22 protein-coding genes, 5 tRNA genes and 1 rRNA gene are annotated in these 24,612 nt (G+C 55.8%); 6 read left to right on the top strand and 22 right to left on the bottom strand.

The features are described from left to right. The 6 genes from ACFPPD_RS15225 to ACFPPD_RS15250 form a co-directional block, all read right to left on the bottom strand. Positions 1–231 (bottom strand): 16S ribosomal RNA (locus tag ACFPPD_RS15225); the annotation flags it as partial. 342 nt (positions 232–573) lie between these two features. Then, positions 574–2,376 (bottom strand): PAS domain S-box protein, encoded by a 1,803-nt coding sequence (locus tag ACFPPD_RS15230; protein WP_209751343.1) that lies wholly within the window; start codon positions 2,374–2,376, stop codon positions 574–576. A gap of 42 nt (positions 2,377–2,418) precedes the next feature. Further along, entirely contained in the window at positions 2,419–4,014 is a 1,596-nt protein-coding gene (locus ACFPPD_RS15235) for a bifunctional diguanylate cyclase/phosphohydrolase (protein WP_378082582.1), read from the bottom strand. Positions 4,015–4,772: 758 nt separating this feature from the next. Next, the gene (locus ACFPPD_RS15240; protein WP_209751339.1) at positions 4,773–5,372 is read right to left on the bottom strand and encodes a DUF5317 domain-containing protein; all 600 of its coding nucleotides are present in this window, start codon (positions 5,370–5,372) and stop codon (positions 4,773–4,775) included. A 32-nt stretch (positions 5,373–5,404) separates the two neighbouring features. Continuing rightward, positions 5,405–5,587, bottom strand: a complete 183-nt coding sequence (locus ACFPPD_RS15245; protein WP_378082583.1) for a helix-turn-helix domain-containing protein — start codon at positions 5,585–5,587, stop codon at positions 5,405–5,407. Positions 5,588–5,779: 192 nt separating this feature from the next. Beyond that, positions 5,780–7,798, bottom strand: a complete 2,019-nt coding sequence (locus tag ACFPPD_RS15250) for a beta-galactosidase (protein WP_378082589.1) — start codon at positions 7,796–7,798, stop codon at positions 5,780–5,782. A 184-nt stretch (positions 7,799–7,982) separates the two neighbouring features. Here ACFPPD_RS15250 and ACFPPD_RS15255 point away from each other — a divergent pair, with 184 nt between their 5' ends. Continuing rightward, positions 7,983–8,816: a helix-turn-helix transcriptional regulator gene (locus ACFPPD_RS15255; RefSeq protein ID WP_209751334.1), complete on the top strand. Its 834-nt coding sequence runs from the start codon at positions 7,983–7,985 to the stop codon at positions 8,814–8,816. 67 nt (positions 8,817–8,883) lie between these two features. Here ACFPPD_RS15255 and ACFPPD_RS15260 read toward each other — a convergent pair whose 3' ends face one another. From ACFPPD_RS15260 to ACFPPD_RS15285, 6 genes are all read right to left on the bottom strand, one after another. Beyond that, a complete protein-coding gene (locus ACFPPD_RS15260) occupies positions 8,884–9,957 on the bottom strand; it encodes a S1C family serine protease (protein WP_209751332.1) in 1,074 nt (357 codons plus the stop codon). 204 nt (positions 9,958–10,161) lie between these two features. After that, positions 10,162–10,247, bottom strand: a tRNA-Leu gene (locus ACFPPD_RS15265). Between the two features lie 50 nt (positions 10,248–10,297). Continuing rightward, positions 10,298–10,373: transfer RNA gene (locus ACFPPD_RS15270), tRNA-Lys, on the bottom strand. 3 nt (positions 10,374–10,376) lie between these two features. After that, positions 10,377–10,451 (bottom strand) — tRNA-Glu (locus tag ACFPPD_RS15275). 225 nt (positions 10,452–10,676) lie between these two features. Then, positions 10,677–10,767, bottom strand: a tRNA-Ser gene (locus ACFPPD_RS15280). A gap of 1 nt (position 10,768) precedes the next feature. Then, positions 10,769–10,844, bottom strand: a tRNA-Asn gene (locus tag ACFPPD_RS15285). Between the two features lie 191 nt (positions 10,845–11,035). On the opposite strand from ACFPPD_RS15285, the gene ACFPPD_RS15290 reads away from it, so the two are divergent. Beyond that, complete coding sequence (locus ACFPPD_RS15290; RefSeq protein WP_209751330.1) at positions 11,036–11,566, top strand: TetR/AcrR family transcriptional regulator; 531 nt, start codon at positions 11,036–11,038, stop codon at positions 11,564–11,566. Positions 11,567–11,739: 173 nt separating this feature from the next. Beyond that, positions 11,740–13,197, top strand: a complete 1,458-nt coding sequence (locus tag ACFPPD_RS15295) for an MFS transporter (protein WP_209751329.1) — start codon at positions 11,740–11,742, stop codon at positions 13,195–13,197. On the opposite strand, the gene ACFPPD_RS15300 is transcribed toward ACFPPD_RS15295, so the two are convergent. Further along, complete coding sequence (locus tag ACFPPD_RS15300; protein WP_209751327.1) at positions 13,188–13,694, bottom strand: SprT family protein; 507 nt, start codon at positions 13,692–13,694, stop codon at positions 13,188–13,190. The two genes, ACFPPD_RS15295 and ACFPPD_RS15300, sit on opposite strands and share 10 nt — an antisense overlap. Positions 13,695–13,789: 95 nt before the next feature. Between ACFPPD_RS15300 and ACFPPD_RS15305 the strand changes: the two genes are divergently transcribed. Continuing rightward, positions 13,790–14,146 (top strand): hydrolase/acyltransferase, encoded by a 357-nt coding sequence (locus ACFPPD_RS15305; protein ID WP_209751326.1) that lies wholly within the window; start codon positions 13,790–13,792, stop codon positions 14,144–14,146. A 106-nt stretch (positions 14,147–14,252) separates the two neighbouring features. Continuing rightward, positions 14,253–14,393 carry a cortex morphogenetic protein CmpA gene (gene cmpA, locus ACFPPD_RS15310; RefSeq protein WP_209751325.1) on the top strand — a complete coding sequence of 47 codons (141 nt, stop codon included), beginning with the start codon at positions 14,253–14,255 and terminating at the stop codon, positions 14,391–14,393. 97 nt (positions 14,394–14,490) lie between these two features. Here cmpA and ACFPPD_RS15315 read toward each other — a convergent pair whose 3' ends face one another. The 9 genes from ACFPPD_RS15315 to ACFPPD_RS15355 form a co-directional block, all read right to left on the bottom strand. Beyond that, complete coding sequence (locus ACFPPD_RS15315; RefSeq protein ID WP_209751324.1) at positions 14,491–15,141, bottom strand: nitroreductase family protein; 651 nt, start codon at positions 15,139–15,141, stop codon at positions 14,491–14,493. 226 nt (positions 15,142–15,367) lie between these two features. Next, positions 15,368–15,859, bottom strand: coding sequence for an RrF2 family transcriptional regulator (locus ACFPPD_RS15320; RefSeq protein WP_209751323.1), 492 nt, complete (start codon positions 15,857–15,859; stop codon positions 15,368–15,370). Between the two features lie 143 nt (positions 15,860–16,002). After that, entirely contained in the window at positions 16,003–18,183 is a 2,181-nt protein-coding gene (locus tag ACFPPD_RS15325) for a Tex family protein (protein WP_209751322.1), read from the bottom strand. A gap of 167 nt (positions 18,184–18,350) precedes the next feature. Next, complete coding sequence (locus tag ACFPPD_RS15330) at positions 18,351–19,586, bottom strand: aminopeptidase (RefSeq protein WP_209751321.1); 1,236 nt, start codon at positions 19,584–19,586, stop codon at positions 18,351–18,353. A gap of 88 nt (positions 19,587–19,674) precedes the next feature. Next, on the bottom strand, positions 19,675–20,025 hold the full coding sequence (locus ACFPPD_RS15335) for a type II toxin-antitoxin system PemK/MazF family toxin (protein ID WP_209751320.1): 351 nt from the start codon (positions 20,023–20,025) through the stop codon (positions 19,675–19,677). Positions 20,026–20,028: 3 nt separating this feature from the next. After that, complete coding sequence (locus ACFPPD_RS15340) at positions 20,029–20,310, bottom strand: CopG family ribbon-helix-helix protein (RefSeq protein ID WP_378082587.1); 282 nt, start codon at positions 20,308–20,310, stop codon at positions 20,029–20,031. A 174-nt stretch (positions 20,311–20,484) separates the two neighbouring features. Further along, positions 20,485–21,666: an alanine racemase gene (gene alr / locus ACFPPD_RS15345; RefSeq protein WP_209751318.1), complete on the bottom strand. Its 1,182-nt coding sequence runs from the start codon at positions 21,664–21,666 to the stop codon at positions 20,485–20,487. A 162-nt stretch (positions 21,667–21,828) separates the two neighbouring features. After that, entirely contained in the window at positions 21,829–23,022 is a 1,194-nt protein-coding gene (locus ACFPPD_RS15350; RefSeq protein ID WP_209751316.1) for a DUF4367 domain-containing protein, read from the bottom strand. A 126-nt stretch (positions 23,023–23,148) separates the two neighbouring features. Then, the gene (locus ACFPPD_RS15355; protein ID WP_209751314.1) at positions 23,149–23,826 is read right to left on the bottom strand and encodes a sensor histidine kinase; all 678 of its coding nucleotides are present in this window, start codon (positions 23,824–23,826) and stop codon (positions 23,149–23,151) included. 239 nt (positions 23,827–24,065) lie between these two features. Here ACFPPD_RS15355 and ACFPPD_RS15360 point away from each other — a divergent pair, with 239 nt between their 5' ends. Next, on the top strand, positions 24,066–24,488 hold the full coding sequence (locus ACFPPD_RS15360; RefSeq protein WP_209751312.1) for a hypothetical protein: 423 nt from the start codon (positions 24,066–24,068) through the stop codon (positions 24,486–24,488). The last annotated feature ends 124 nt before the right edge of the window (positions 24,489–24,612 follow it).

The following is a 24,612-nucleotide window of genomic DNA, read 5'->3' on the forward strand; positions in this document are numbered from 1 at the left end:
ATCCCTAAGCCACAGCTTGCACCGTGTTTCCTAAGCCCACCATGCGATCGGCTTATTTATCCGGTCTTAGCATTCGTTTCCGAATGTTATCCCGATCTTAAGGGCAGGTTGCCTACGTGTTACTCACCCGTCCGCCGCTAACCTTCTCCCGAAGGAGAAGATCCGCTCGACTTGCATGTATTAGGCACGCCGCCAGCGTTCGTCCTGAGCCAGGATCAAACTCTCCATAATAGTTGAAGCCGAAGCTTCTTATTACAGAGCCTTTTGAGGCTCATTCACTGCTGGTTTGTCTCCGCCGACTCGAAAGTCGACTTCGACGATTGTTTGTTTCTTACGCTCAATGTTCAGTTTTCAAAGAACAATTCTTGAATCTCTTTATTACTCGTCCGCTCCGTTTCCGAAGCAGGAATTAAATCTTACCGCATCCCCGCCAAGTTCGCAACCCTCAATTTCTTCCAAATTCGACGATACTCGACGTTTTTCGAAGGCGTTCGACGTTGTCGTCCGCGGCAGGAATTACAATTTACCATAGGCTCGCCACTGAATGCAACAAGAAAAATATGACATTTCCATTCAATGACTCATGACGGTCGGCAACAGAATCTCCAGCGTCGTGCCTACGTTCACGATGCTGGAGATTACGAGTTGGCCGCGGTGTGCTTCGATGATCCGATGGCAAACCATCAGGCCAAGCCCCGTACCTGATTCTTTTAAAGAAAAGAATGGCTCTCCGATCCGCTCCAGCCGGTCTTGCGGAATGCCAACGCCTTCGTCGGAAATACGAGTAATCGCGTTTCCGTCCGGATCCATGGAGACGACGACTTCGATTTGTCCGCCGTTAGGCATCGCTTCGATCGCGTTTTTCAATACGTTCATGAACACTTGCTTGATTTGATTCGGCTCGCACATGACCGACGCGATCGGCCACTCCGCGCTCATTCGCATATCTACGTTGTACAGCAACGCTTGCGGTTGCATGAACTGAATGACGGAACCGATCAACGAGCGAAGATCGCTTTGCACGAAATGCAACGCCTGAGGCTTCGCCAACCCAATGAATTCGTTCACGATATAGCTGATCCGATCGATTTCCATCAGCATGATATCGACGTACTCCGTGTCTTTGGCTTTCAACAGTTGCATAAATCCCCTCAACGCGGTGAGCGGATTGCGAATTTCGTGCGCGACTCCCGCCGCGAGTTCCCCGGCGATCGACAGCTTATCCGATCTGCGGATTATGTCTTCGGTCTTCTTCCGCTCGGTCAAATCCCTAATGACGACCTGCACGACCGAATCGAGGCCGTTCCTGTGCACGCAGATCGAAGACACTTCCACGTCGATCAAGTCGCCGACGATCGGTTTCAGCTTCAAATCGATGAACTCCATGTAACCGTCGCTTTGAATGACCTTATCCATTCTTTCTTTAATAATGGAATAGTTGCTTTCGCAGAAGAAACCGATCATCGAAAGACCGACGAAATCCGCATCGCTCGTCCCTCGGAGCAAGCGAATCGCCTGATCGTTGACGAAAGTGACTTTCCCTGCCCGATAAAGCAAGATCGGCTCCGGCGACAGCTTCAGAATACGGCTGAATTCTTTCTCCCTAGCCGCCAATTCGAGCTCCGCGCGTTTGCGGTCGGTCATATCGCGGAATAGCAACTGAGTCGAAGGAATGCCGAGGAAATCGATCGACACGGCCTGAAGCTCGACGTACAACACTTCTCCGTCGGTTCGGATCAATCTTCTCTCATGAGACTGGCCTTCCTTCGCGCCATTCAGAATATCGTATAATCCATCGATATCGTCGGGGTGTAGGAAAGGCGTCACGTGAAGGCCGATTAATTGGTCCGCGCTGTCGGCGCCGATCAACTTGACGGCCGCCGGATTCACGAAAGCAATCGCGGAATTCTGATAGACGACAATAGGTTCCGGCGAACATTCCACCAGAACCCGATATCTTTCCTCGCTTTGTCTGAGCCGCTCGTCGGCTTTCTTCCGATCGGTGATGTCCCGTTCGATGATGACGAATCCGATCAACCAGCCCGATTCGTCGTGCACTTGCGCGACCGTGACGTCCGCATAGAAGGTACTTCCGCTTTTCGTCGTCTTCAACGCTTCCATGACGGTCACTTGCTCTCCCTGTAAGATCCGGTTGAAGTAGTCCCGCGCTTCGATTCTATCTTGAGGCGTCTGCGGAATTTCCCGCCCGATCACCTCTCCCCGCTTCCAGCCGTGCAATTCCTCGAATCTCTTGTTCGCTTCCAACACCTTGCCTTGCAGGTCGATCACGTAAATGGCATCCGAGGACAAATTCAATATCGAATCCAGTACGAGCATCTTATAACCGTCTCTATTGTAGGGGTTGTTGATGTTCATCACCTTGTCGGAAGTATAGTTGACGATGGATTCGAGAATTTTCTACGCTTCGTCCGTGCTCGCGGCCGCTTCGCTTGCGGCAAGCCTTGCGGAATCAATATGAACAAGCTTGGTTTCGATATATCCGATAAAATGATCCGCAAGCAACGGATCGAATTGAGTTCCTCGGCATGCGCGCAGTTCCTCGATCGCCTCGCGGTAAGATTTCGTTTTCTGATACGGCCTTTCCGTCGTCATCGCGTCGAACGAATCGATTACGCAGAGAAGCCTCGCCAAGCGGGGAATCGCCGTTCCTTTCAAGCCGTGGGGGTATCCTTTGCCGTCGTAGCGCTCATGATGAAGCTCGACGAGCGGTACCAGATCCTTGAATTTTTCGGAGACGAGCATGAACTCTTTGCCCCATAACACATGTTTCTTTACGATCTCCCATTCTTCCTGCGATAACCTCGTTTTTTTGTTTAAAATGTCGCGGGGAATCTCCAACTTGCCGACGTCGTGAACGAGGGCCCCGAGCACGAGCAGCCGCCGGTCTTCTTCGTTCAAGCCGAGAATATCGGCCATGTCCACGGCATAAGAGAAGACGCGCTTCGAATGCTTGTACGTATACACGTCTTTCGACAGGAAAATGCGAATCTGCTGCTCCAACTCGTTGATGTCCTGTTCGAGGCTTCTCGGAAGATGTACTTCGTCGCCGAACAACACGACCGTATTTTTCCCTTTCGACTTGGCCATGTAGAGCGCTCGGTCCGCCCAGTCGATCCATTGGGACTTGTCGAAGCTCTCCTGCCGGATTTCCACGATTCCCGCGGAGAAGGAAACGCAACCGTGCGGAAAAACGTCCACTCCGTCGAAAGGCGTATCGTTCGTCTTTTTCCGGAGGGCGTCCATGAAAGATTTGGCTTCGCCGATCGCGAACCCCGGCATAATGATCGAGAATTCCTCTCCGCCGTAACGGGCGGCGAAAAACCCTTTAGGCTCGCATGCCTCCTTGATCATCTTGCCGATGAAGCCGAGCAACCGGTCGCCTTGCGGATGGCCAAACTCGTCGTTGTATTTCTTGAAGTCGTCCACGTCCAACATGACGAGGGAAATTGGGGGCCCGGATTCGTTCGATTGCCGAATAAACTCATCCAGCTTTTCCTCGAAGAAACTATGGCTATAGAGCCCCGTACGTTGGTCCAAGTTCGCCTTCTCGCTCATCTCGTAATACATTCTGAACAATTGTCGAAACGCATGAGAGAGTAGCATTCCTATGGCAAGGAACAAAAACAGGCCGAACGAACGGCTCCCGTTAATTAGCAGAACCAGTACGATCGACAGCAGCAAAGTTCCCATATATGCGAATATCGTGTCTTGCAAAATATTTTTTACGAATTCATATAAAGTTCCTTTGTACATCAAGTAATAGTAAATCCCTACGAACAAAACGTTTATCGTGAAGTAAACGGCAAGCGCGAGCGAATACGCGGCTAAATTATCGATATCGAATTGCCCGGTAATCCCGCCGAATAATTTGAACGTCAAACTGGCTCCGGCAATCATGAAAGTATATATCGAGAAGTTAAGCGTATGTTTCCACCATAGAATCGAGCGATTATATACGAGAGAGATCAAACAACTAACCAAAAGGATAAACATGGATTGCCCGACTCCAAACACAAAAAGAGCAGCCAAGTAGATGGAGGAATCCATCGACTGACGGTTGCCTTCGGGAGGAAGCTGGAAAGTAAAATGTTCCAAAATAAGGACAGCAGCGATCATCGAGTAGATCGTAACCCACTGGGACAAGGAAAAATGCTGAAACGTCGTATTAGAATAGAGCGAGAATAGCAATGATCCGAGAAGACAAACGATCAACACGTAGGCATTCCGAGGTTGACGAAAACGCGAGAAGAATCTTAGAGTGCCTTTCATAGTCCCTTCCAACCCTTCCTTGTCTCTTTAAAAATTTTTAAGGGAAACAGCTTTTACTGTTCCCCTTGGATGATTGGCTTATCCGATCTTATAGCCCGACGTGAGCGCGATCACGATGGACGCGACGATTACAGCATTGAATACGATGCGGGAAACTTTGATTCCTTCGAATTTTTTCATATGTAATTTTCCTCTCCTATTTAGGGTTTAATTAGCCGATTTTGTATCCGGAAGTCAGTGCGACAACAACGGAAGCAACGATTACGGCATTGATAACAATGCGGGAAATTTTGATTCCTTCGAGTTTTTTCATTTGAATTTATCCTCTCTGATTAGGTATTTAAATTAATTTAATTAGCCGATTTTGTATCCGGAAGTCAGTGCGATAACAACAGAAGCAACGATTACGGCATTGATAACAATGCGAGAAATTTTGATTCCTTCGAGTTTTTTCATTTAAGATCAATCTCCTCATCGTTTTTTTAATTGGTTATGTTATTTTGTCGTGACAAAGGATGTTCCGCTTTGAGCTTGCTTGCCAGCAACGCATGCTGCAAGTAGATAAAGATGCCGAAGTTCATGATGACGTCCCCGATGCTGATGACCAGATTTCTCGGATAAGGCAGCGTCAGCGGGATAATGTCTCCCAGGAACGGAAGAACCGTGTCGCTCGTGAGCACTTCGTGTTTCGTCGAGATCATCTCGTCGCTTAAAGCTCCGGCCGCTCCCGGATCGATGACCGAGATCGCGTCGAGCGATACCGGCATCTTGCCTCCGTTGGCGATCATGACGGCGAAGTTAAGGGCGACGCCGGCGAATATCCACCAGAATCCCTTTTCCCGCCGATTAAGCAACAGCATGCACAAACCTGCGACGTAGACGACCATAAACATATAACCGTTATAGTCTTCGACAAACCGAATGCGATCGTGCAATGAGTAAAGACCGAGTTGGGCTAGAAGCAACAAGGGAAAAATCCAGCCGCCCCGAATGCGGATTTGCGAGATCGCGATCAGTCCGTTGCGCCAACCGGCGCGGATCCAACCGACGATCAATCCGATGATGATGCCATCGTAGACCATCTAAGCGAGTCCCTTCTCGTTGTCTTGTGAACTTACATTGCCGCTCGTTTCAGACCCGGCTTCGGTTGACTCTTCTGAAGGATGTAAGTCTTGCCGAACTTCCGGCATTTGACTTTGCCCTCCCGGCACAACCTTTTCACATGATCTTGATGGACGCCCCACATTCTCGATGCTTCTTCAGTAGACATAATCTCGTTAAGGGGGTTCATTGCCATTCCTTCCTTCTACTAGACATAGAGGAAATCTAGTCGTTCGCGTCGAACTGTTAAAGTTTGTATTTCTTTGATATGACTTGATTATAGAACGTCCGACAACGGACGTCAACATATTTTTCTATTTTTCCCAACGATATTTTCAGAGAGCAAAAAAAAGACGGCTTTCGCCGCCCTCCTTCGCTTCGAATCGACTTATCCGTTCGCTCTCCGTTTCAATACCCGAACGCCGTTCATGCCTAGCGTAATGCGATTCCCCGCGACTTCTCCCGTTATCGCGTCGATGTAAGCTCTGCCGTCCAGCTCCACGGGTTGCTCCCGTCCGCCGAAGTTCATGACGAACACGAAATCGTCGACGCCGTTCGTCCTCGCCTGCGCGGTCACGCCCGCGGGAAGCTTCGTTTCGACGGCGCGGCGCAGTCCGATTTCAACGATAAGCTTCGAGTAGAAGTCGGATAGGAAGTCGTCTCCCAGTCTCGTCGCCATGTAATAGGCCTTCCCTTCTCCCAACGCGTTCAGCGTAAGGGCCGGACGCCCGGCGTAGAAGCTCTCCGCGTAAGAAGCGAGAACTTCGGCGCCTTCCGAGTGTACGAGTTCGCAGATCTCCCGAGCCTCGTACTCGCCGGACAGACCGAGCGGATTCCCCTCGGCAAGGACGATTCCGTTGCGATCATGATCGTATAAGCCTTCGATTTCCTCCGCCCATACGCCCAACGTCTTGCGCAGCGGCCCGGGGAATCCGCCCAGATGGCACAAATCGCGCTCGTCGACGATGCCCGACCAATACGTCGAGACGAGGACACCTCCCCGCTCCACGAACTTTTCCAACCTCGCTCCCGCTTCCTCGCCGCACATGTACAGCATCGGCGCGACGATGAGCTTATACTTGCCGAAATCGTCGGCCGAGCCGATCACGTCGGTCGCGACGCCGTTTTGCCAGAACGCCCGATGGTGCGCGTATACCGTCTCTTCGTAATGGATACCCATGTTGCGTGGGCCTTGCGCGTCCTTGACCGCCCAGCGGTTGTCCCAATCGAACAGGATCGCGACTTCCGCAACGGTCGCAGCGCCGGCCACTTCCGACAACCCGCTAAGCGCAGCGCCCAATTCCGCTACGTCGCGGAACACCCGCGTATGCTCATGCCCGACATGGTCGACGACGGCGCCGTGGAACTTCTCGCTCGAGCCTCTGCTTTTCCTCCATTGGAAGTATTGGACCGAGTCGGAGCCGTGGGCGACCGCCTGAAGCGAAGACAGCATATGCATGCCCGGCTGCTTCAACTTGCTTACCGGTTGCCAATTGGTCTGGCTCGGCGTGCTTTCCATAAGCAAGAAGGGCTTTCCTTTGATGGATCGGAACAAATCGTGATAGAACGCCATTTCCGCCGCCAAGCGGGTATCGTCGGAACGTTCGTGCCAAGTCGGGTAGGCATCCCAGGAAATGACGTCCAGCACGTCCGCGAACTTGCGGTAGTCGAGCCCTTCGATCATATGCATATTGGTCGTGACGGGGAGACTCGGATTCGCACCGCGAACGGCTTCGATTTCGTGGCGGCAGAAGTCGACGGTCCGGTCGGTGACGAACCTGCGCCAGTCGAGATTATGCCCGTGAACGGCGAATTCCCCGTGCGGCGCAGGCGATTCGATCTGCTTCCAATCGGTGTAGGTATGCGCCCAGAACGACGCCCACCAAGAGCGATTCAATTCGTCCAGCGTGCCGTACTTGCTTCGGAGCCAGTCGCGGAACGCTTCCTGGCAATAATCGCAGTGGCAGTCTCCTCCGAATTCGTTGGAAATATGCCAACCGATTACGGCCGGGTGGTTCGCGTACCGTTCGGCGAGCAAACCGTTCAGCTTCGCCGTCTTCTCGCGGTAGACCGGCGACGTATAACAATGGTTGTGCCGCATCCCGTGTAGATTGCGCACCCGATTCGCTTCCACGCGCCTGACTTCGGGATATCGGGCGGACATCCACGCCGGCCGGGCGCCGCTCGGCGTCGCCAGCCAAGCGTAAATACCGTTATTCGCGAACCGCTCGAGCAACCGGTCCATCCATTCGAATGTAAAAACTCCTTCTTCCGGCTCCAAAGCCGCCCAGGAAAAGATGCCGATCGACATGACGTTGCAGCCGGCGAGTTTCATTAACCGAATGTCATCTTCCAAGACGCTCGGCGAGTCGAGCCATTGATCGGGATTATAGTCGGCGCCGTGCATCAGGACGGGCAGTTTCTCGCTGATCGATCCGTTATTATTCAAGGGGGAACGCTCCTCTTCGACAAAGTCGACTTATTCTCTGCTTATTATCTGCTTCCGCTTTGATCATAATCAACATGTCCTCTATACTAGTAGAACAGAAGAATCGAAAAATCGTACGATAGTAACATGGAGGCGAATCCCGATGATGCCGTTCGTTGTGGCCGAGCTCGCGAATCTCGAAGACGCCTTACCGCTCTACGTCTATTGCGTCGGCAATCACGAACAGAAACGCCTCGATAGGCGAGAAGGTTATCCCGCGCAACAAATTTTTTTGACGAGAAGCGGCCGAGGCGCTTTCCGTCTGCGGGACGGACGGCAATTCACGATGACGCCAGGCACCTTGTTCATCTTGCCGGCGGACGTCCCCCACGAATACTTCCCCGACGACGCGGATTCGCCATGGGATCTCGGCTTCGTCGCTTTCCGCGGCAACGCCTCCCCCCTTCTCCTCGAGCAAATGGGCAAGCTCGTGCTCTCCGTCCTGCAGGCGGCCGACTTCGACCGGCTTTGGCAGCAGCTCGAGTCGCTGTGGCACCTGATCAGCCTCAACGAAGACCAGGCCTATTGGGAATCTTCGAAAAAAATGTACGGGATCGCGCTTAGCGTCATGGAAGACCAACGATCCGTCGAACGGATGGCCAAAGCATCCGCTTCTTCCGAGCCGAACGCCGCGCTCGCGACCGCCGTACGGCTCATGCACGACCATTACAACGAGAAGCTGCTGACCGCCAACGTCGCGAGGGCGGCCGGCTATTCCGTCCAGCACTTCCACCGGTTGTTCGTCGCGGCATACGGCACGACGCCACAGCAATATTTACTGCGTCTTCGCATGCGGCGCTCCGTTCAATTATTTCAAGAGCAGCCCGGCATTTCCGTCGAGAAAGTCGCGGAGCTGCTCGGTATGGAGACGAGTTATTTTATCCGGATGTTCAAGCGAACGTACGGCCGCACGCCGAAACAGCACGCCAAGAATTGATCTCGCCGTTCGGCGCCGCATAACGAAGGACCCTTGCATCGCAAGGGCCCTTCGAAGAAATACTTATTTATGATTGCGTACCGTTGCCCGTCAGTCCGCCGAGCGCTTCTTTGATCGTCGACGTCGGAATCGCGAATCCGATGCCCTGGGCTTCCGCGTTAACCGCCGTGTTAATGCCGATCACCTCGCCCTTGTCGTTCAGCAGCGGACCGCCGGAATTGCCCGAGTTGATCGAAGCGTCCGTCTGCAGCAAATGCTTATATTCGTGTTCGCCTTCCTCGTCCGAAATCGTAATGGGACGTTCTTTCGCGCTGAGTACGCCCATCGTCATCGTATGGTCGAAGCCGTAAGGATTACCGATGGCGATCACCCAATCTCCGATCTTCGCCTCGTTGGAATCGCCGAGCGTCAGCTTCGGAAACGCTTTGCCGTCGGGGCTCTCCACCTTCAATACCGCCAAGTCGAGATCCGCGCTGGAGCCTACGACCTTCGCGGTAAGCGGCTGATCGTAACCTTGCACCGTCACTTTAAGCTCCGATGCGTCCGCGATGACGTGTTCGTTCGTCAGGATGTAGCCATCGGCGCTATAGAAGAAGCCCGATCCCGTTCCCGCGAGTACCGGTTCGCTTGTCGTCTGACCTTGCCCTTGCCCGATCCCGCCCCCGCGCCCTCCGAACAAGAAATTCGTCCCGTTCCTGCCCGAAGCCGATGGCGCCGAGTAATTCTCGATCTTTACGACCGCGGGATTGGCCGCCTCGTAGACGGACGCCGAACTGCCCGCCGCGTTCACGGAAGCGGTCTTTAATCCCGAATCCTCGATCGCCGGACTTGCGGTTACGCTTGCCGAGGCTCCGAAGCCGCCGAATAGATCGTAGCGGTCGGAAGCGAATGCCATGCCGCCTACGAATACGGCACCGATCAAGAATGTCGCCGTCATCGTCCGAAACGAAGGGCGCTTGGGTTCGTTTCCGCGGTTGCCATCTCCGGAAGGCGTCCATTCGGCCGGTTCGCTCGCGGCCAACTCGTTCTCGTAGGAGGACCGCAAGTCCTCCGGTCTCTTGCTCGAATCATATACGTAGACGGTAACCGGTTCGTTGGCGTCGTTGATCGCGTTCTCTTCGTGCATGTCGTCATGTTTCATTTGGTTTATCCTCCCGATGTAAGTCATGTCCCTATCATGGAGGATGTTCCTTAAACGAATCTTAAGTTAATCTGAGCGGCACATAAGTATGCGGACAAGCAAACTCGGCCGCGTACCAACGATAGCCGATCGCATCGAGAAAACAACTTCTCCGGAAATAAAAAAGAACCCTTGCTTCAGCAAGAGTTCGTTCGTTGTCGATTATGGTGCGGTCGAGAGGACTCGAACCTCCACGGTATTGCTACCGCCAGCCCCTCAAGCTGGTGCGTCTGCCATTCCGCCACGACCGCATATTCGATTATCGTCCGATTCGGCAATTCCTTGCGATTCGGAGTAAAACTGGTGAGCCATGAAGGACTCGAACCTTCGACACCCTGATTAAAAGTCAGGTGCTCTACCAACTGAGCTAATGGCTCGCATGGTGACCCCTAGGGGATTCGAACCCCTGTTACCTCCGTGAAAGGGAGGTGTCTTAACCGCTTGACCAAGGGGCCGTTCCTATGTAGCAAGCCCGTTTCAGCGAGGTGTCCGTTTCAGACGACATTTATGATTATATCTCATTCAATCGCCTGATGCAAGTACTTTTTTCAGCAATTACTTGCCGATTTCGTTTCCTTTTCTTGGCGTCCGCCTGGCAGGACAGGACGTTCAAGAAATCAAAAGGAGCTACGCGACGGCTTGCCGCAAGCTCCTTTAAGTCGGCTGTTTGAATGCATGGATGGCGGAGAGAGAGGGATTCGAACCCTCGCACCACTTGCGCAGTCTAACCCCTTAGCAGAGGGTCCCCTTGAGCCACTTGGGTATCTCTCCATGGCTCCCCGAACAGGACTCGAACCTGTGACAACTCGATTAACAGTCGAGTGCTCTACCAACTGAGCTATCAGGGAATGTTCAAAAGCGACAAGTAATAATTTATCATGGTTCAAGAATGAAGTCAAGCATTCGAGTTAACTTTTTTGTCTACCTATAAAGGGCCACTAAAACCGGACAGGATATGGAAAAATACGGTTGACATCATTTCCTCCTCATGTTAATTTATTGATCAATAAATAAAATTGATTTCTAGGAGTTGCACCCCATGAGCCCCAAAGACGAAGCAGCCGTCGCGAACCGCAAAGAACAAATTCTGAACAGCGCAGCCGCCCTCTTCGCTTCGCAAGGCTACTATAAGACGACGACCGCGCATGTCGCGGAAGCTGTCGGCGTCACGCAGCCTTACGTCTTTCACTTCTTTAAATCGAAGGAGCAATTATATCTCGCCGTGGTGGAACGGGCTTTCCGACGCATGCGGAACGCTTTCGTCTCCGTCGACGCGCCCGCGGATCAGCTCGCATTCCGAATGGGCGAAGCATTCAATGCGTTGCTCGCGACTCACCGGAACGAAATGCTCCTTATGATGCAAGCATACGCGACGCCGGAGCCTGCCGTGCGCCAATTCACGAAAGAGTGCTTCTCGGATATTTACGACAGAGTCAAGGAACGCTTCGTTAACGCCGGCGTGCCCAATGCCGGACGCGAAGCGAGCTCCTTTATTTCCTGCGGCCTGATCATCACGTTGTCCGAAGTATTGGAAATGCCGAAGCTTTCTTTATGGTCCGACCTTGAGTAATCAAGGTATAGTCATACAGTTGATTTATTTATTAATAAATAATTTATCAAGGCAGGTGAATATCCAATGGTCAATCCCAAGCGAATTTCGAATCAGCCGAAGCTGTCTCAATATCCGCGTTTATGAGATTTTCATTTATTTATTGATAAATAAAATTAAAGGAGAGATTACACATGTTCACCCCCGCTCGCGTCAGACTGCTATTTGTCACCTGCATCGCCCTCTTCATGGCCATGCTCGACAATCTCGTGCTTGGAGTGGCGCTGCCTTCCATTCAGAAAGACCTCGGAGCTTCGATGGGCGACCTCGAATGGTTCATGAACGCCTACACGCTCGCCTTCGCCGTACTGCTCATCCCATTCAGCGTGCTGGGTGATTCGATCGGCCGCAAAAAAGTATTCTTGGCCGGCGTCGCGGTGTTCACGCTCGGCTCGCTGATGGCGGGCCTCAGCGACTCGTCCGTCTCCCTCATCCTCTCCAGGGCGCTGCAGGGCGTCGGCGGGGCGGCCGTCGTGCCGCTGAGCTTGACGCTCGTCAACTCGGCGTTTCCTCCGGAGAAGAGAGCCGCCGCGCTCGGCATCTGGTCCGGCATATCCGGACTCGGACTAAGCGTCGGACCTCTGGTCGGCGGCTTGATCATGGAAGGCGCGCCTTGGCAGATGATTTTCTACGTGAACGTTCCCGTCGGCATCGTCGCTTTCGTCTTGGGCTTGAATTGGCTCGAAGAGACGCGCGGGGTGCGCAAGCCGCTGGATCCGATCGGAGTGCTGTCGTTAACGGCAGGGCTATTCGGCATCGTCTACGGCTTGGAGAGAGGCAACGCCGAAGGATGGGGAACGTTCGGCGTATACGGTCCGTTGGCCGCGGGCGCTTTATTGCTTACCGCGTTCTACGCCTGGGAGAGAACGCGCGCGAATCCGCTCATACGATTCGAATTTTTCCGCAAACGCAATTACGCCTTCTATACGATAGCGGGCTTCTGGATGAACGCGGGCGTATTCGGGGCGATCTTCCTGCTGACGTTGTTCCTGCAACAAGCGCAAGGGAATTCTCCGCTCGGCGCCGGCGTCCGCGAGATGGCTTGGACGACAATGACGATGATCGCCGCCCCTCTTGCCGGGTTCGCGATCAGCAGGTTCGGCAACCGGACCGTTCTGCTAGCGGGACTTCTGTTCCAGACAGCCGCGCTCGCCTGGTTCGCTCTCCTGATCGATTCCCGAGGGTTCGATGTTCCATTCGTCCTGATGCTCGGACCGATGATGCTTGCGGGAACGGGAATGGGGCTCAGCTTCACGCCGCTATCCCATGGCCTCATCTCGTCCGTCCCGGACGAAGCGGCGGGAGAAGCGAGCGGCATCGGCAACGCGACGCGGGAGCTCGGCGGCGTGTTCGGCATCGCGATCGGCGGCATGATCTTCCAATCCGGCGACGCGATCCGGTCCCCGATCGACTTCGCGCACCATATCGTGCCGAGCGTCGGCTCCTCCGCCGCCATGTTGGCTATCGCTTTCTTGGCCGTCGCCTTGTTCGTCCGCAAACCAACCGCTAAGAACCCTTCGGCTTATAACCAGTCGGTCGAGGCGAAAGCGAACCTTCCGCACCTCCCGCAAGCAGCCGACGTTCAGCGCTGATCGACGGCCAGCGAGAGACGCGCCTCTTCCGCCGCCGGATCGGCGAGCAGCAGCTTCAAGCGCCCGCGGCATTTCCCGCAAGCGTATTTCCGCGGATCTGTCTTCCGCTTCCGCGGATATCGCATGCCGCACGACTGGCAGACTAGCCAGTACTTAACGGGAAGACGTCTCGAATCCGCCCCGGGCAACGCCTTGCAATGCCGAGTCGCGCCGACTTCGGCGAGCAACCGCTTGAAGTCGGCGTCGCGATGCTGGAATCCCTTGCGTTGCAAATGCAGATGATAATGGCAAAGCTCGTGCTTGATGATCGCTTCCGTCTCCGCTTCGCCGTGGACCGCGAGCTGATGAGGACTGATTTCGATATTATGGCTCTTCGTGAAATATCGGCCTCCGGTGGCGCGCAGTCGCGCGTTAAACGAAGCCCGGTGCAGGAACGGACGTCCGAAATCCCGCAACGATACCCGTTCGATCCATCGCTGCAGCTCCAAGTCGTTCACGCGCACCCTCCTCCTCGTTTTCCGACTACTTGAATTGTAGTCTCCGGTTGGGCTACACTGTCAAGTGAGAAATGGTTGAGGGGAGAAAGCGACTTATGCCGGAAATGTCTTATATTATCCTTCAAGATGAACATGGCGATCTTCGATTCGTGGAGATGCCCGCATCTCACGCGTACCAATTAAGCGCCTTGAATCTTCGTCTTCATAAAGAGCTGTCCAAGCTGACCGCCGACAACGTGCCGAAGCTGCCGAAAGCGATCGCGGAATGCCGCGCGCTCGACCTGCTGGACGACAAGCAATCGCCGACGGGCGGGCTCGACTACGTCAACGAGCTGGAGCGTTCGTTCGCCTCCGTTCGGGAAGCCGCTTATCCGCTCGTGTCGCTCTTGACCGAGATTCGCGCTTTGCAAGCCCAATTAGAGCAATGGTATGAGGAAGAAGAGCTACTGTAGACGAATAATCGCATTATTTTGACACCGTTTCGCGTTCGGACCTGCACGGTCATCCGCCCATCCCCATATGCTAATATACAGCATGCGACGGGAGGAGGACGTTGGAATGCCCCAATGGCTCTGCAACCAATTGATATCCGCATTCCAGAAAAAAGATCGCCGGCAAATCCGTTTACTGAACGAATGCTGGTATTATTACCGGGCGAAGCCCGATAAATTGAAGGAATCCGCCGGGACCCGCCCTTGAGTTCGACCACATAACGACAACATAAAAAGGATCTTCCCTCCCGTCGTCGGACCGGGCGGAAGATCCTTTTTGCTTGGGCGCGCGAACGTCCAGCCGATTACAAAGTGAATTCGTTCCAGTTCGTCACTTCGTCCACGTTCAGTCGGATGGAAGGATGGCCTTCTTTCGCCGCTTTGCCGATCGCGATCAGCATGACCGGCACGTAACGCTCGCCGATGCCGAACGCTTCGACGAATTTCGCCGCGTCGTATCCGCCCATCGGTACGGTGTCGAGTCCGCGCGCTTTAGCCGCCAGCATGATCTGCATGGAGACGAGACCGCCGTCGACGTACACGATTTTCTTCATGACTTCCGGAGGAACGGACGTGTACATCTTCGTGTAGTTGGCGACGAACGAGTCGGCAGACTCTTGGGGCATATAACCGGCTTCGACCGCGCGTCCGAAAATCGTCTCGAGCTTCCTGTAGCTTTCGAGGTCTCCGAGCACCGCGATCACGGCGGACGCGTCGACGACTTGCTGCTGGTTGTACGCGATCGGAAGCAGCTTCTCCTTCAGAGGTTGAGAATCGATGACGAGGAAGCGCCAAGGCTGATGGTTGGCGGAAGAAGGCGCGGTCACCGCATCGCCGAGCAATTCGGTCATTTCTTCTTTGGAGATTGTGTAGTTCGGATCATAGGTTCTGACCGAACGGCGCGCGCGGGCGACTTCGGAGAAAGACGGGCTTTGGATCGTTAACGTTTCGGACATGGGAAATCCTCCCTTTCGATGTACAATCTGAGATTATTTTGACACAGTTAAAACCGAATCCATCCGGCTTACGGAAAGGACTTGCCGACTTGCGCATACGATTCGTCAAAGTTCATTCGTAGCATTTCCTGCGATGATCTGTGTAATATTCGGCACAGTAACGAGCAATAAAAAAAGGACTAACTGTTATTCTTAATGCACAGTATATGCCAAAAGAAAACCAATGTCAACTCCCCGGTTTCTCCATGTCGGGAGCGGTGTCGATTCCGTGCTTTCCCTTGCAGTCGTGAGCCCGTTCGGCGATCTGTCCGACGGTGTAGTTATTCAGCACCCCTAGCAAGGAACGGTCCATCTCCGCCGTAATGTCGCTGAAGATCGCGTTCATCTCCAAGCCGAACCGATGATTGCCGGTCGTCTCCTGAATACCCATGCACAAAGGATCCCCGACTTGAAGAACCCTATACACTTCGGCAAGGGTCAGATCGTAAGGATCTTTCCGTAGCCGATAACCGCCGTCGCGACCTTCGCGGGTTTCCAGGATGCCGCCTTTGGCGAGAGTCGCCAAAATGCGCCGAAGCAGCGTCGCCTCCGATTGAAGGTAGACGGCAAGCTCCGCGCTCGGGCAAGTCTGGATCCGGTCCTTCGACAAAATGACGAGCGCCTGAAGGGCTAGGCCGAACCACTTGGGATGATGCGAGCCGCATTTCTCGGACTTCATTTTATCGCCTCCAATTGCTTGAATTGTATCGGAAACGGCGAGCTTCGGCAAGTGAAAAATGAAAGCTCTTTCTTCGGAAAAGGTCATAAAAACCGGGGAAGCGTCGTCGCTTCCCCTGGACGTTCGAATTGCCCGCGCCTTGGTTACGGCTTGCGCATCGTCAGGCTGACCCGGCCCTTCTTCTGGTCGACGCCGAGCACCCAGACGGTCACCGTGTCGCCTACCGCGACGACTTCCGTCGGATGCTTGACGAACTTGTTGCTGATCTGCGAGATGTGCACGAGCCCGTCGTTCTTGATGCCGATGTCCACGAACGCGCCGAAATCGACGACGTTGCGCACCGTTCCTTTTAATTCCATTCCCGCTTGCAAGTCGTCGATGTTCAGGACGTCCGTATGGAAAATCGGAGGCGGCAGTTCGTCGCGCGGATCGCGTCCCGGGCGCTGCAGGCTGTCCACGATGTCGCGCAGCGTCGGTACGCCGACTCCCAGCTTCGCGGACACATCCTCTAGCCGAATTCCGTTCAACCGCTCCTTAAGCGAATCCGATCCGATGTCTTTGGGGTTGAGGCCCAGTTCCTTGAACAATCGCCCGACGACCTCGTACGATTCCGGATGGATCGGCGTCTTGTCGAGAGGATTGCCGCCATCGGCGATACGCAGGAACCCGGCGCATTGCTCGTATGCTTTGGCTCCGAGGCGAGGCACCTTCTGCAACTGCTTGCGCTCGGTGAATTTGCCGATCTCCTCGCGCTGCTTTACGATGTTCTTGGCAAGCGTCGCGTTAATGCCCGATACGTAAGAAAGCAAGGAAGGCGAAGCGGTATTGACGTCCACGCCGACGTGGTTAACGGCCGATTCGACGACGCCGGACAGACTCTCGTCCAGCCGCTTCTGCGCGACGTCGTGCTGATATTGTCCGACGCCGATCGCTTTAGGCTCGATCTTCACGAGCTCCGCCAGCGGATCCTGCAGGCGACGGGCGATCGACACGGCGCTGCGCTCGGACACGTCGAGATCCGGGAATTCCTCCGCGGCGAGCTTGGAAGCCGAGTAGACGCTCGCTCCCGCTTCGTTCACGATCAAGTATTGGAGCTTCCGTTCAGGCATCGCTTTGATCAGATCCGCTACGAATTGCTCGGACTCCCTCGAGCCCGTGCCGTTGCCGATGACGACCAGTTGGACGCCGTACTGGGAGATGATGCGCCGGAAGACGACTTCAGCCTCCGCTTTCTTGTTGTGCGGCGGCGTCGGATACGTCACGGCGACTTCCATCAGCTTGCCCGTGTCGTCCACGACGGCCAGCTTGCAGCCCGTCCGGTATGCCGGGTCGACGCCGAGCACGACTCTTCCCTTCACCGGCGGCTGCAGCAGCAGGTTCCTCAAGTTCTCGGAGAAGATGCCGATCGCGTGTTCTTCCGCTTTCTCCGTCAATTCTCCGCGGAGCTCGCGCTCGATGGAGGGCGCGATCAACCGCTTGTACGCGTCTTCGGCTACGGCCGACAGCACGCCGCTCGCGACGGACGGGCCCTTGATCGCGCGCCGGCTCAGCTCTTGGTTGATGCGGGCGGCATCCAAGTCGATCGATACGCCGAGCACTTCCTCGCGCTCGCCGCGGTTGATCGCGAGAACGCGATGGGGCGGCAATCTCTTCACGGGCTCGGAATAGCTGTAGTACATCTCGTATACCGATTCCGCCTTGGCGTCTTTCGCCTTGCTCGAGAGAACGCCGTTATCCCATGTGAACTTCCGTACCCAGCGGCGAATGTCGGCATCGTCCGCGAAACCTTCCGCCACGATATCGGAAGCGCCTTGAATCGCTTCTTCCGGCGTCTGCACTCCTTTGTCCGCATTGACGTATTTGCCCGCTTCCGCGAGCAGGTCGCCTTGCCTAGGCTGGGACAGCAGCCATATCGCAAGCGGTTCGAGCCCCCGTTCCTTGGCGACGCTCGCCCGCGTCTTGCGCTTCTGCCTGTACGGACGGTACAGGTCCTCGACTTCCTGAAGCTTCTCGGCGCGTTCGATCGCCGCCTGAAGCTCCGGCGTCAGCTTGCCTTGCTCGTCGATCAGGCGGACGACTTCGCCCTTGCGGTCTTCGAGCCCTTTCAAATACGTCAGCCTATCGTCGATAGCGCGCAGTTGGACCTCGTCCAGCTCACCGGTCATCTCTTTGCGGTACCGCGCGATAAACGGAATCGTGTTCCCTTCGTCGAGCAACGCGGCGACCGTCCGGACTTGGCCGACGCCGATGCCGAGCTCGCCCGCGATTCTTTTCAGCATTTTTTCTTTAGCGGCCGGTGCGGCCGTCTCTCCCCCAACGCTCATCCTTCGCGCCTCCCGTAGCTTGTTCGCATTCCTATATTATGGTGTTTGCGGGCTCTGGAAAGCAAGCGGAGTCGCTCAAATCAACGGCATTGCCCTTGGAAATGGAAAAAGATCCGCGCTCCCCTTGCGGGGAAACGCGGATCTGTGGAGGAGCGCAAGCCGCCGGATCAGAACGCCCAATTGCCTTTGCGGAACACCGGCACGACCGTGCCGTCGTCCTGAACGCCGTCGATGTCCATCTCCGAAGAACCGATCATGAAGTCGACGTGAACGATGCTCGTGTTGACGCCGCTAGCCGCGAGCTCCTCTTGGGACATCGTCTTGCCGCCTTCGACGTTAAACGCGTAGCCGCTTCCGATCGCCAGATGATTCGAAGCGTTCTCGTCGAACAGCGTGTTGAAGAACAGAACGTTCGATTGCGAGATCGGCGATTCGTGAGGCACGAGCGCCACTTCGCCCAAGTAGTGCGCGCCTTCGTCCGTATCGACGAGCTGACGCAAAATCTCTTCGCCCTGGCTCGCTTCCGCATTGACAATGCGGCCGTTCTCGAAGGTCAGCTTAAAGCCGTCAATGATGTTGCCGCCGTGGCTAAGCGGCTTCGTGCTCGACACGTACCCGTTCACGCCCGTCTTCAGCGGCACCGTGAACACTTCTTCGGTCGGCATGTTCGCCATGAAATCGAAGCCGTTCTCGTTCGTACTGCTCGCTCCGACCCAAATATGCTTCTCCGGCAGCTCGACCGACAGCTCCGTGCCGGGCGCGCGATAGAGCAGCTTGCGGAACCGCTTCTCGTTCAAGTAGTCGCTCTTCGCGTGAAGCGTCTCGTTATGACGCTGCCAAGCGGCTACCGGGTCGGCCTCGTTCAGCCTGACGGATTGGAAGATCGCGTCCCATAGGCGCGCGATCGCGGCTTCTTCAGACTCGCTGTCCGGGAACACTTTCGTCGCCCAGTCCTTCGTCGACGCCGCAACGACGGTCCAACTGACTTTATCGGCTTGGATCGCCCTGCGGAACTCGGCGAGCCCTTGACCGGCCGCCTTCTGGTAATTGCCGATGCGAGACGAATCGATACCCTTCAGCAAATCCGGGTTCGGGGAGACGATCGAGATGAACGCCGCACCCTTCGACACGAACTCGTTCCGTTTGCCCGTTTCCCATTCCGGAAACCGGGTGAACACGTCGTCCGCCGCCTTCTCGTACTTGAGCCGCGTCAGTCCCTCGTCGGACCAGTCCACGTGCACGTTGGCCGCGCCCGCTTCGTAAGCCTTGGCCGCGACGAGCCTGACGAGGGGGGCCATCTCGACCGAGCCCATGACGAATACTTCTTGCCCCTTCTGTATGTTCACGCCGACGCGCACGATGAGTTCGGCATACTTCTCCAACCGTTGTTTCCATTCCGCCACGATCGTTCACGCTCTCTTCCGTATGTATTCGGATATTGACGCAAAAACGACAGGCGACCGCAAAGCGGCACCTGTCCGGAAAATCGTTTTAAAAGTCGATTAACCCTACGCTGATCTGAAGGGATTCGTCTACCTTACGCATGGTGTCGTCGTCCAAATGAGTAATTTTGTCCGTCAAGCGTTGCTTGTCTATCGTCCGGATCTGCTCCAGGAGAATGACCGAATCCCGCTCCATCCCGTGGGTCTTCGCTTCGATCTCCACGTGGGTCGGGAGCTTCGCCTTCTGGATTTGGGCCGTGATGGCCGCCACGATTACCGTCGGACTGAAGCGGTTGCCGATATCGTTCTGAATGACGAGCACGGGACGGACTCCCCCTTGCTCCGATCCGACGACCGGCGACAAATCCGCGTAGAACACATCTCCGCGTTTGACGATCAAAGACTACACCCCGCTTACGAGCCGTCCGAGGATGCTTTCGGCATCTTCTTCGGCGTGGAAAGCTTCGGATGCCATGTTCAAGTTGATTTTAGCCATTTCCAAATACCCGCGCTGCATCGCGTCGCGAATCAGCCGCTTCTTGCGATCCACCAGGTAATGTTTCATCGCTTGGCGGACAATCTCGCTGCGGTTCGTGTTTTCCTTCGCGACGACGAAATCGACTTCGCGCAGCAAATGATCGGGAAGGCTGATCATTATGCGTTTCGTATTGTGTAAATTGGCCACCGAACGGACACCTCCAAAGATTTTCCAACGAGCACCTTAATTTCCAGTATGCATGAGCCGGCCGATAAATATACGAGAAAGAGTCGGACGGTCCCTTCGAAAACTCCGCTCCTAACCATTCGAGACGGAAGACGTTCTTTCCTGCCTTGCAGGGCGGAATTTCCATTTCCATTATTATCTAATGAGAGCGTTGACGACTTGAACGACATCGTCGTTCTTCCGGAACTTACGTGGCACGCGCGCGGCGACCATGCACGTCACCTCGTAGTTGAGCGTGTCCAGCCATGCGGCGACCTCTTCGGCGGTGATTTCCTCGTCGCCCTGCCGGCCGATAAGCACGACTTCTTCTCCAGGCGCGATAGGCGGTTCCCCCGGAGCGACGGCGCCGTCAAGCCGGATCATGCATTGGTCCATCGCGATCGTGCCGACGACGGGCACGCGGCGGCCGCGGACGAGCGCTTCCGCTTTCCCGCTCAGCATCCGACTATAGCCGTCCGCGTAACCGATCGGAATCGTGCCGATCGATTCGGTGCCTCCGGTGAAATATCTCGTGCCGTAACCGATACCTTCCCCCGCGGGAAGACTCTTCACATACACGACTTGCGTCTTCAAGCCGAGTACCGGCTTCAGCGCCAGCCGTCCGGCATCTACTTCGTCGCTCGGATACAGGCCGTACATGCCGATGCCGAGGCGAAGCATCTGGCCGACGTCTTCCGGCAGGTCGATGCCGGTCGCGCTATTGCCGGCGTGTACGATCGGAATGTCGAGGCCGAGCCGCTTCGCCGCGCGAACGGCGTAACCGAATCGATCGGCCTGCATCCGCGTATACGCCTTGTCTTTCTCGTCCGCCCGCGCGAAGTGGGTGAATAGGCCTTCCACTTCCAATTGCGGAATGCCGGACGCCCGCTTCAGGAACCGCTCCGCTGCTTCCCCGGGCATAACGCCGAGCCGGGCCATCCCGGAATCGATTTTCACGTGCGCCTTTAACCGCTTGCCTCCGGTCGGCAGCCGCTCCGCCGCGTCCAAAGTCTCATCTCTGAACGCCGTTACGGTAATGCCGTTGTCCATGGCAATCCTCAAACCTTCGGGAGGCGTGTACCCGAGCACTAAAATTGGAGCGGCGATTCCTGCCTCGCGCAGTTGAAGCGCTTCGTCCAGGAAAGCGACGCCCAAATAATCCGCTCCCGCCGCGACCGCCGCCTTGGCGATCTCGACGGCGCCGTGCCCGTATCCGTTCGCCTTGACCGAAGCGAGCAGCTTCGTGCCGGCGGCGATCCGCCCGCGGAACGCCCCGATGTTATGCGCGAGGGCGTCGAGCGAAATCTCGGCCACGGTCGGCCGGTAATAACAGTCCACGAAAGACTCACCTACCCTGCTGCGATTGCTACAATAAATCAATGTTACCGGGATAGGGTGGCACTGTCAACGATATTCAGATAGCCAACCTTTTCCTTCTGCCCCGCCGTTCGAGCGGCAAAGGAGGCCGATCGCGTCCGATCGGCCTCCTTCTGCTCCCCGTTACTTGCCGGACGACTCTTCCATCGACTGCGCGATCCGCACCATATCTTCTTGCGGAAGATCGGCGCTGCTGAGTCTGTACTCGATGCCGTCGTACGTCCAAGCGAGCGTGCTGGATTCCCCTTGCGTGAGATGCGCAACCGTGAATCCAAGATCGAGCAAGATGCCTTCGCTTAGCGTGACCGCGCGGTCTTTGGCGATCGATTCGACGATCGTGAAGTCGTAGTCGCCGGAGTAGCGCAACATTTCGCCTTCGTTCTCGCCGAGCTGCACCGGCATCCTGTCGATCAGCTTGACGCCTTGCGGCAACACGTCCGGATCCGGCTCGATGAGATCAAGCGACGGGACGGCTTCCGGCTCGTCTGCCGATTGCTCCGGAATCGCGCTCGTCTCGTCGTCTTCGCCGGGCGAGGCGCTCGCCGTCGCGTCCGGGTCCGGAGACGCGCTTGCCGTCGCGTCCGGCGATGCGCTTGCCGTCGCGTCCGGCGATGCGGATGCGTCCGGGCTGGCGCTGCCTTCGGCCGAATCGGAAGGCTTGGCGTTGGCTTTGGGCTCGATGCCCATGTTCTTGTCCATGTCGAACGCGGATTTGTCGAATTTTTTGCCGAAGGCAAAGGAATCAAACTTCACTTCCACCATCGTTTGACCGCTCGAATCCGTCACTTGGACTTGCTTAGGAGCCAAGTCGTCCTGCGATAGCCAGATTTTCTGGCGGGCGAACGAACCGTTCTGGTAATTGCCGGCCATGACGTCGAACACGTAGTTGTCTTTCTCCGTCGCGAATTGGCGCTGGTCGTCTCGGATGATACTCTGGGCGAGCGTCTGGAACAAGTACACTTGGCCTTGGTTTTCCGGCCAGTCGCTTTGGAACCGGTAGCTCTTGTTCAGCTGCGGCGTGAGCACGAACACGCCTTCGTCGTTGCGAAGAACGATCTGCGTTATGTCTCTCTTGGCGTTCGTGAGGGCGATGCGGTACAGCTTCGGTTTCTGATACCACACCTCCACCTTGTACTCGAGCGGTTGCTGCCCTGTATGTAAGGTCATCGTACCGCTTCCCTCGTAACTTTCCATTTTGCCTACGACCTTGTCCAAGTCCTTCACGATCGAATCCGCATTTTTGCTTCCGCACCCGGCCAGGACAACGACCGAGAACATGGCGACTACGGCAGCGATCCATGAAATTCGACGACGCATGCGATCCACCCCTCTGCACATTAATAATTCCATGCTTCAATCTATGAGGGGACTTGACCGATTATGCAGACTAGCTGGAGCTTGACCTTCATGCGTTCGCGGAAGGGTTGGAAGACGGAACGCGGCTTAGGAAATCGTCTCCTCCGTCCCGGCGATCGCCGGGAAAGCCAGGCGGATCGTCGTGCCCCGTCCCACGGACGCGCTCACGCCGATCGTTCCGTCCATCGATTCTGCCAGCGCCTTGGCGACAGCCATACCGAGCCCGGTTCCTTCCGAGCGGCTGTCGGTATCGACGCCGCGGTAATACCGTTCGAATAGCCTCGAAGCCGTCGCCTCGTCCATACCGTCTCCGTCGTCCGCGAAATCGATCGAGACGAAGGAACCGGATGGCTTGACCGATATCGTCAAAGTCGTGCCTTCCCGGTTATGGGTGAGGGCGTTGGCCACGAGATTATCGACGATGCGTTGCAGCCACGGCGCATAAGCCGCGATATACGCGGGCCCATCCGAGGCTCGAAAGCGGACCCGATCCGCATCGTACGCCGGATGGTTGATCGCTTCCCTCACCGCCGAGGCCAGGAACGCGTTGACCTCTGTCGCGGACAGCGCAGGCGACGCCCCGCCGCTCCGGGCGCGGTACGTCAGCGTCAGATCGTTGGCCAAGCCTTCGAGATAATACGATTTGTCCAAGATGACTTTGGCGAACGAGCGAACCTCCTCTTGCGTCCACGTATAAGCTTCGGCCTCCATCATATGGGCGTAACCGATAATCGAAGAAAGGGGAGTCTTCAAGTCGTGTGACACGCCGGCCACCTACTCGTCGCGATGGCGTTCCGTGTCCGTGCGATAAAGATTTATTCGCGTCCCGTTCCATCCGCGTGAAATGGGATAAGGAGCTGATTCTAAAGCAGAGAACGATCGCCGACGGCGGTTGACCCTGCCCGAAGGAGCCCCGAATCGTTACGAGAGTTAGGCGGATGGCAAGGGCGAATCCGCTGCCGCCGAATACAATGTAAGAAGCGCGGAAGCGAGGTGATACAAGCATGCCAGCTAACAGCAAATGGACGAAGGCGACGGCCAAGCCGTTCATAGGCAAACCGGTAGTCGTCGAGCTCGCGAACGGTGCTTCTTACGTAGGATGGGTCCGGAGGGCGGAAGAAGGGCAGCTCGTTCTTTCCGGGCGCCGCGTTTCCGCCCCGCGGCTCAAGCGCAACGCTTCTTCCAAGCGGCGTACGGGCAAAGCCAAAGTGTCCGCCTTCGTGCCCGGCATGATGGGCTCTATGCTCGGCGGAGGGCTCCCGGCCGGAGCGGGAGGGGCCGCGGATAGCGGCGCCGCGGCGGCCGGCAGCGGCCGGTTCGGATTCGGCGAATTCCTCGGATTTATGAACAAGGCGATGCCGATGATGAAAATGGGCTACGGGGTGATCAAGAGCATCATGCCGCTTCTGCAAGGCATGAAGTTCTAATCGAAAGAAAAAGAGACCTTCCGCGGGCAATGTCATTAAGTTAAGGAGCAGGGCCAAAATCAAGAACAAGAGCAGGTTATCGAAAAGATAGCCCGCTCTTTTTTTTGCACGAAAACAGCAAAAC

The sequence above is a fragment of the Cohnella suwonensis genome (assembly GCF_042655365.1).
Lineage (GTDB): Bacteria > Bacillota > Bacilli > Paenibacillales > Paenibacillaceae > Cohnella > Cohnella suwonensis.

What these genes read in the sequence shown, in the direction of transcription:
- ACFPPD_RS15230 (WP_209751343.1), bottom strand. Translation starts at nt 2,376, where the DNA reads ATGAACATCAACAACCCCTACAATAGAGACGGTTATAAGATGCTCGTA.
- ACFPPD_RS15235 (WP_378082582.1), bottom strand. Translation starts at nt 4,014, where the DNA reads ATGTTTATCCTTTTGGTTAGTTGTTTGATCTCTCTCGTATATAATCGC.
- ACFPPD_RS15240 (WP_209751339.1), bottom strand. Translation starts at nt 5,372, where the DNA reads ATGGTCTACGATGGCATCATCATCGGATTGATCGTCGGTTGGATCCGC.
- ACFPPD_RS15245 (WP_378082583.1), bottom strand. Translation starts at nt 5,587, where the DNA reads ATGGCAATGAACCCCCTTAACGAGATTATGTCTACTGAAGAAGCATCG.
- ACFPPD_RS15250 (WP_378082589.1), bottom strand. Translation starts at nt 7,798, where the DNA reads ATGCACGGCGCCGACTATAATCCCGATCAATGGCTCGACTCGCCGAGC.
- ACFPPD_RS15255 (WP_209751334.1), top strand. Translation starts at nt 7,983, where the DNA reads ATGATGCCGTTCGTTGTGGCCGAGCTCGCGAATCTCGAAGACGCCTTA.
- ACFPPD_RS15260 (WP_209751332.1), bottom strand. Translation starts at nt 9,957, where the DNA reads ATGAAACATGACGACATGCACGAAGAGAACGCGATCAACGACGCCAAC.
- ACFPPD_RS15290 (WP_209751330.1), top strand. Translation starts at nt 11,036, where the DNA reads ATGAGCCCCAAAGACGAAGCAGCCGTCGCGAACCGCAAAGAACAAATT.
- ACFPPD_RS15295 (WP_209751329.1), top strand. Translation starts at nt 11,740, where the DNA reads ATGTTCACCCCCGCTCGCGTCAGACTGCTATTTGTCACCTGCATCGCC.
- ACFPPD_RS15305 (WP_209751326.1), top strand. Translation starts at nt 13,790, where the DNA reads ATGCCGGAAATGTCTTATATTATCCTTCAAGATGAACATGGCGATCTT.
- cmpA (WP_209751325.1), top strand. Translation starts at nt 14,253, where the DNA reads ATGCCCCAATGGCTCTGCAACCAATTGATATCCGCATTCCAGAAAAAA.
- ACFPPD_RS15315 (WP_209751324.1), bottom strand. Translation starts at nt 15,141, where the DNA reads ATGTCCGAAACGTTAACGATCCAAAGCCCGTCTTTCTCCGAAGTCGCC.
- ACFPPD_RS15320 (WP_209751323.1), bottom strand. Translation starts at nt 15,859, where the DNA reads ATGAAGTCCGAGAAATGCGGCTCGCATCATCCCAAGTGGTTCGGCCTA.
- ACFPPD_RS15325 (WP_209751322.1), bottom strand. Translation starts at nt 18,183, where the DNA reads ATGAGCGTTGGGGGAGAGACGGCCGCACCGGCCGCTAAAGAAAAAATG.
- ACFPPD_RS15350 (WP_209751316.1), bottom strand. Translation starts at nt 23,022, where the DNA reads ATGCGTCGTCGAATTTCATGGATCGCTGCCGTAGTCGCCATGTTCTCG.
- ACFPPD_RS15360 (WP_209751312.1), top strand. Translation starts at nt 24,066, where the DNA reads ATGCCAGCTAACAGCAAATGGACGAAGGCGACGGCCAAGCCGTTCATA.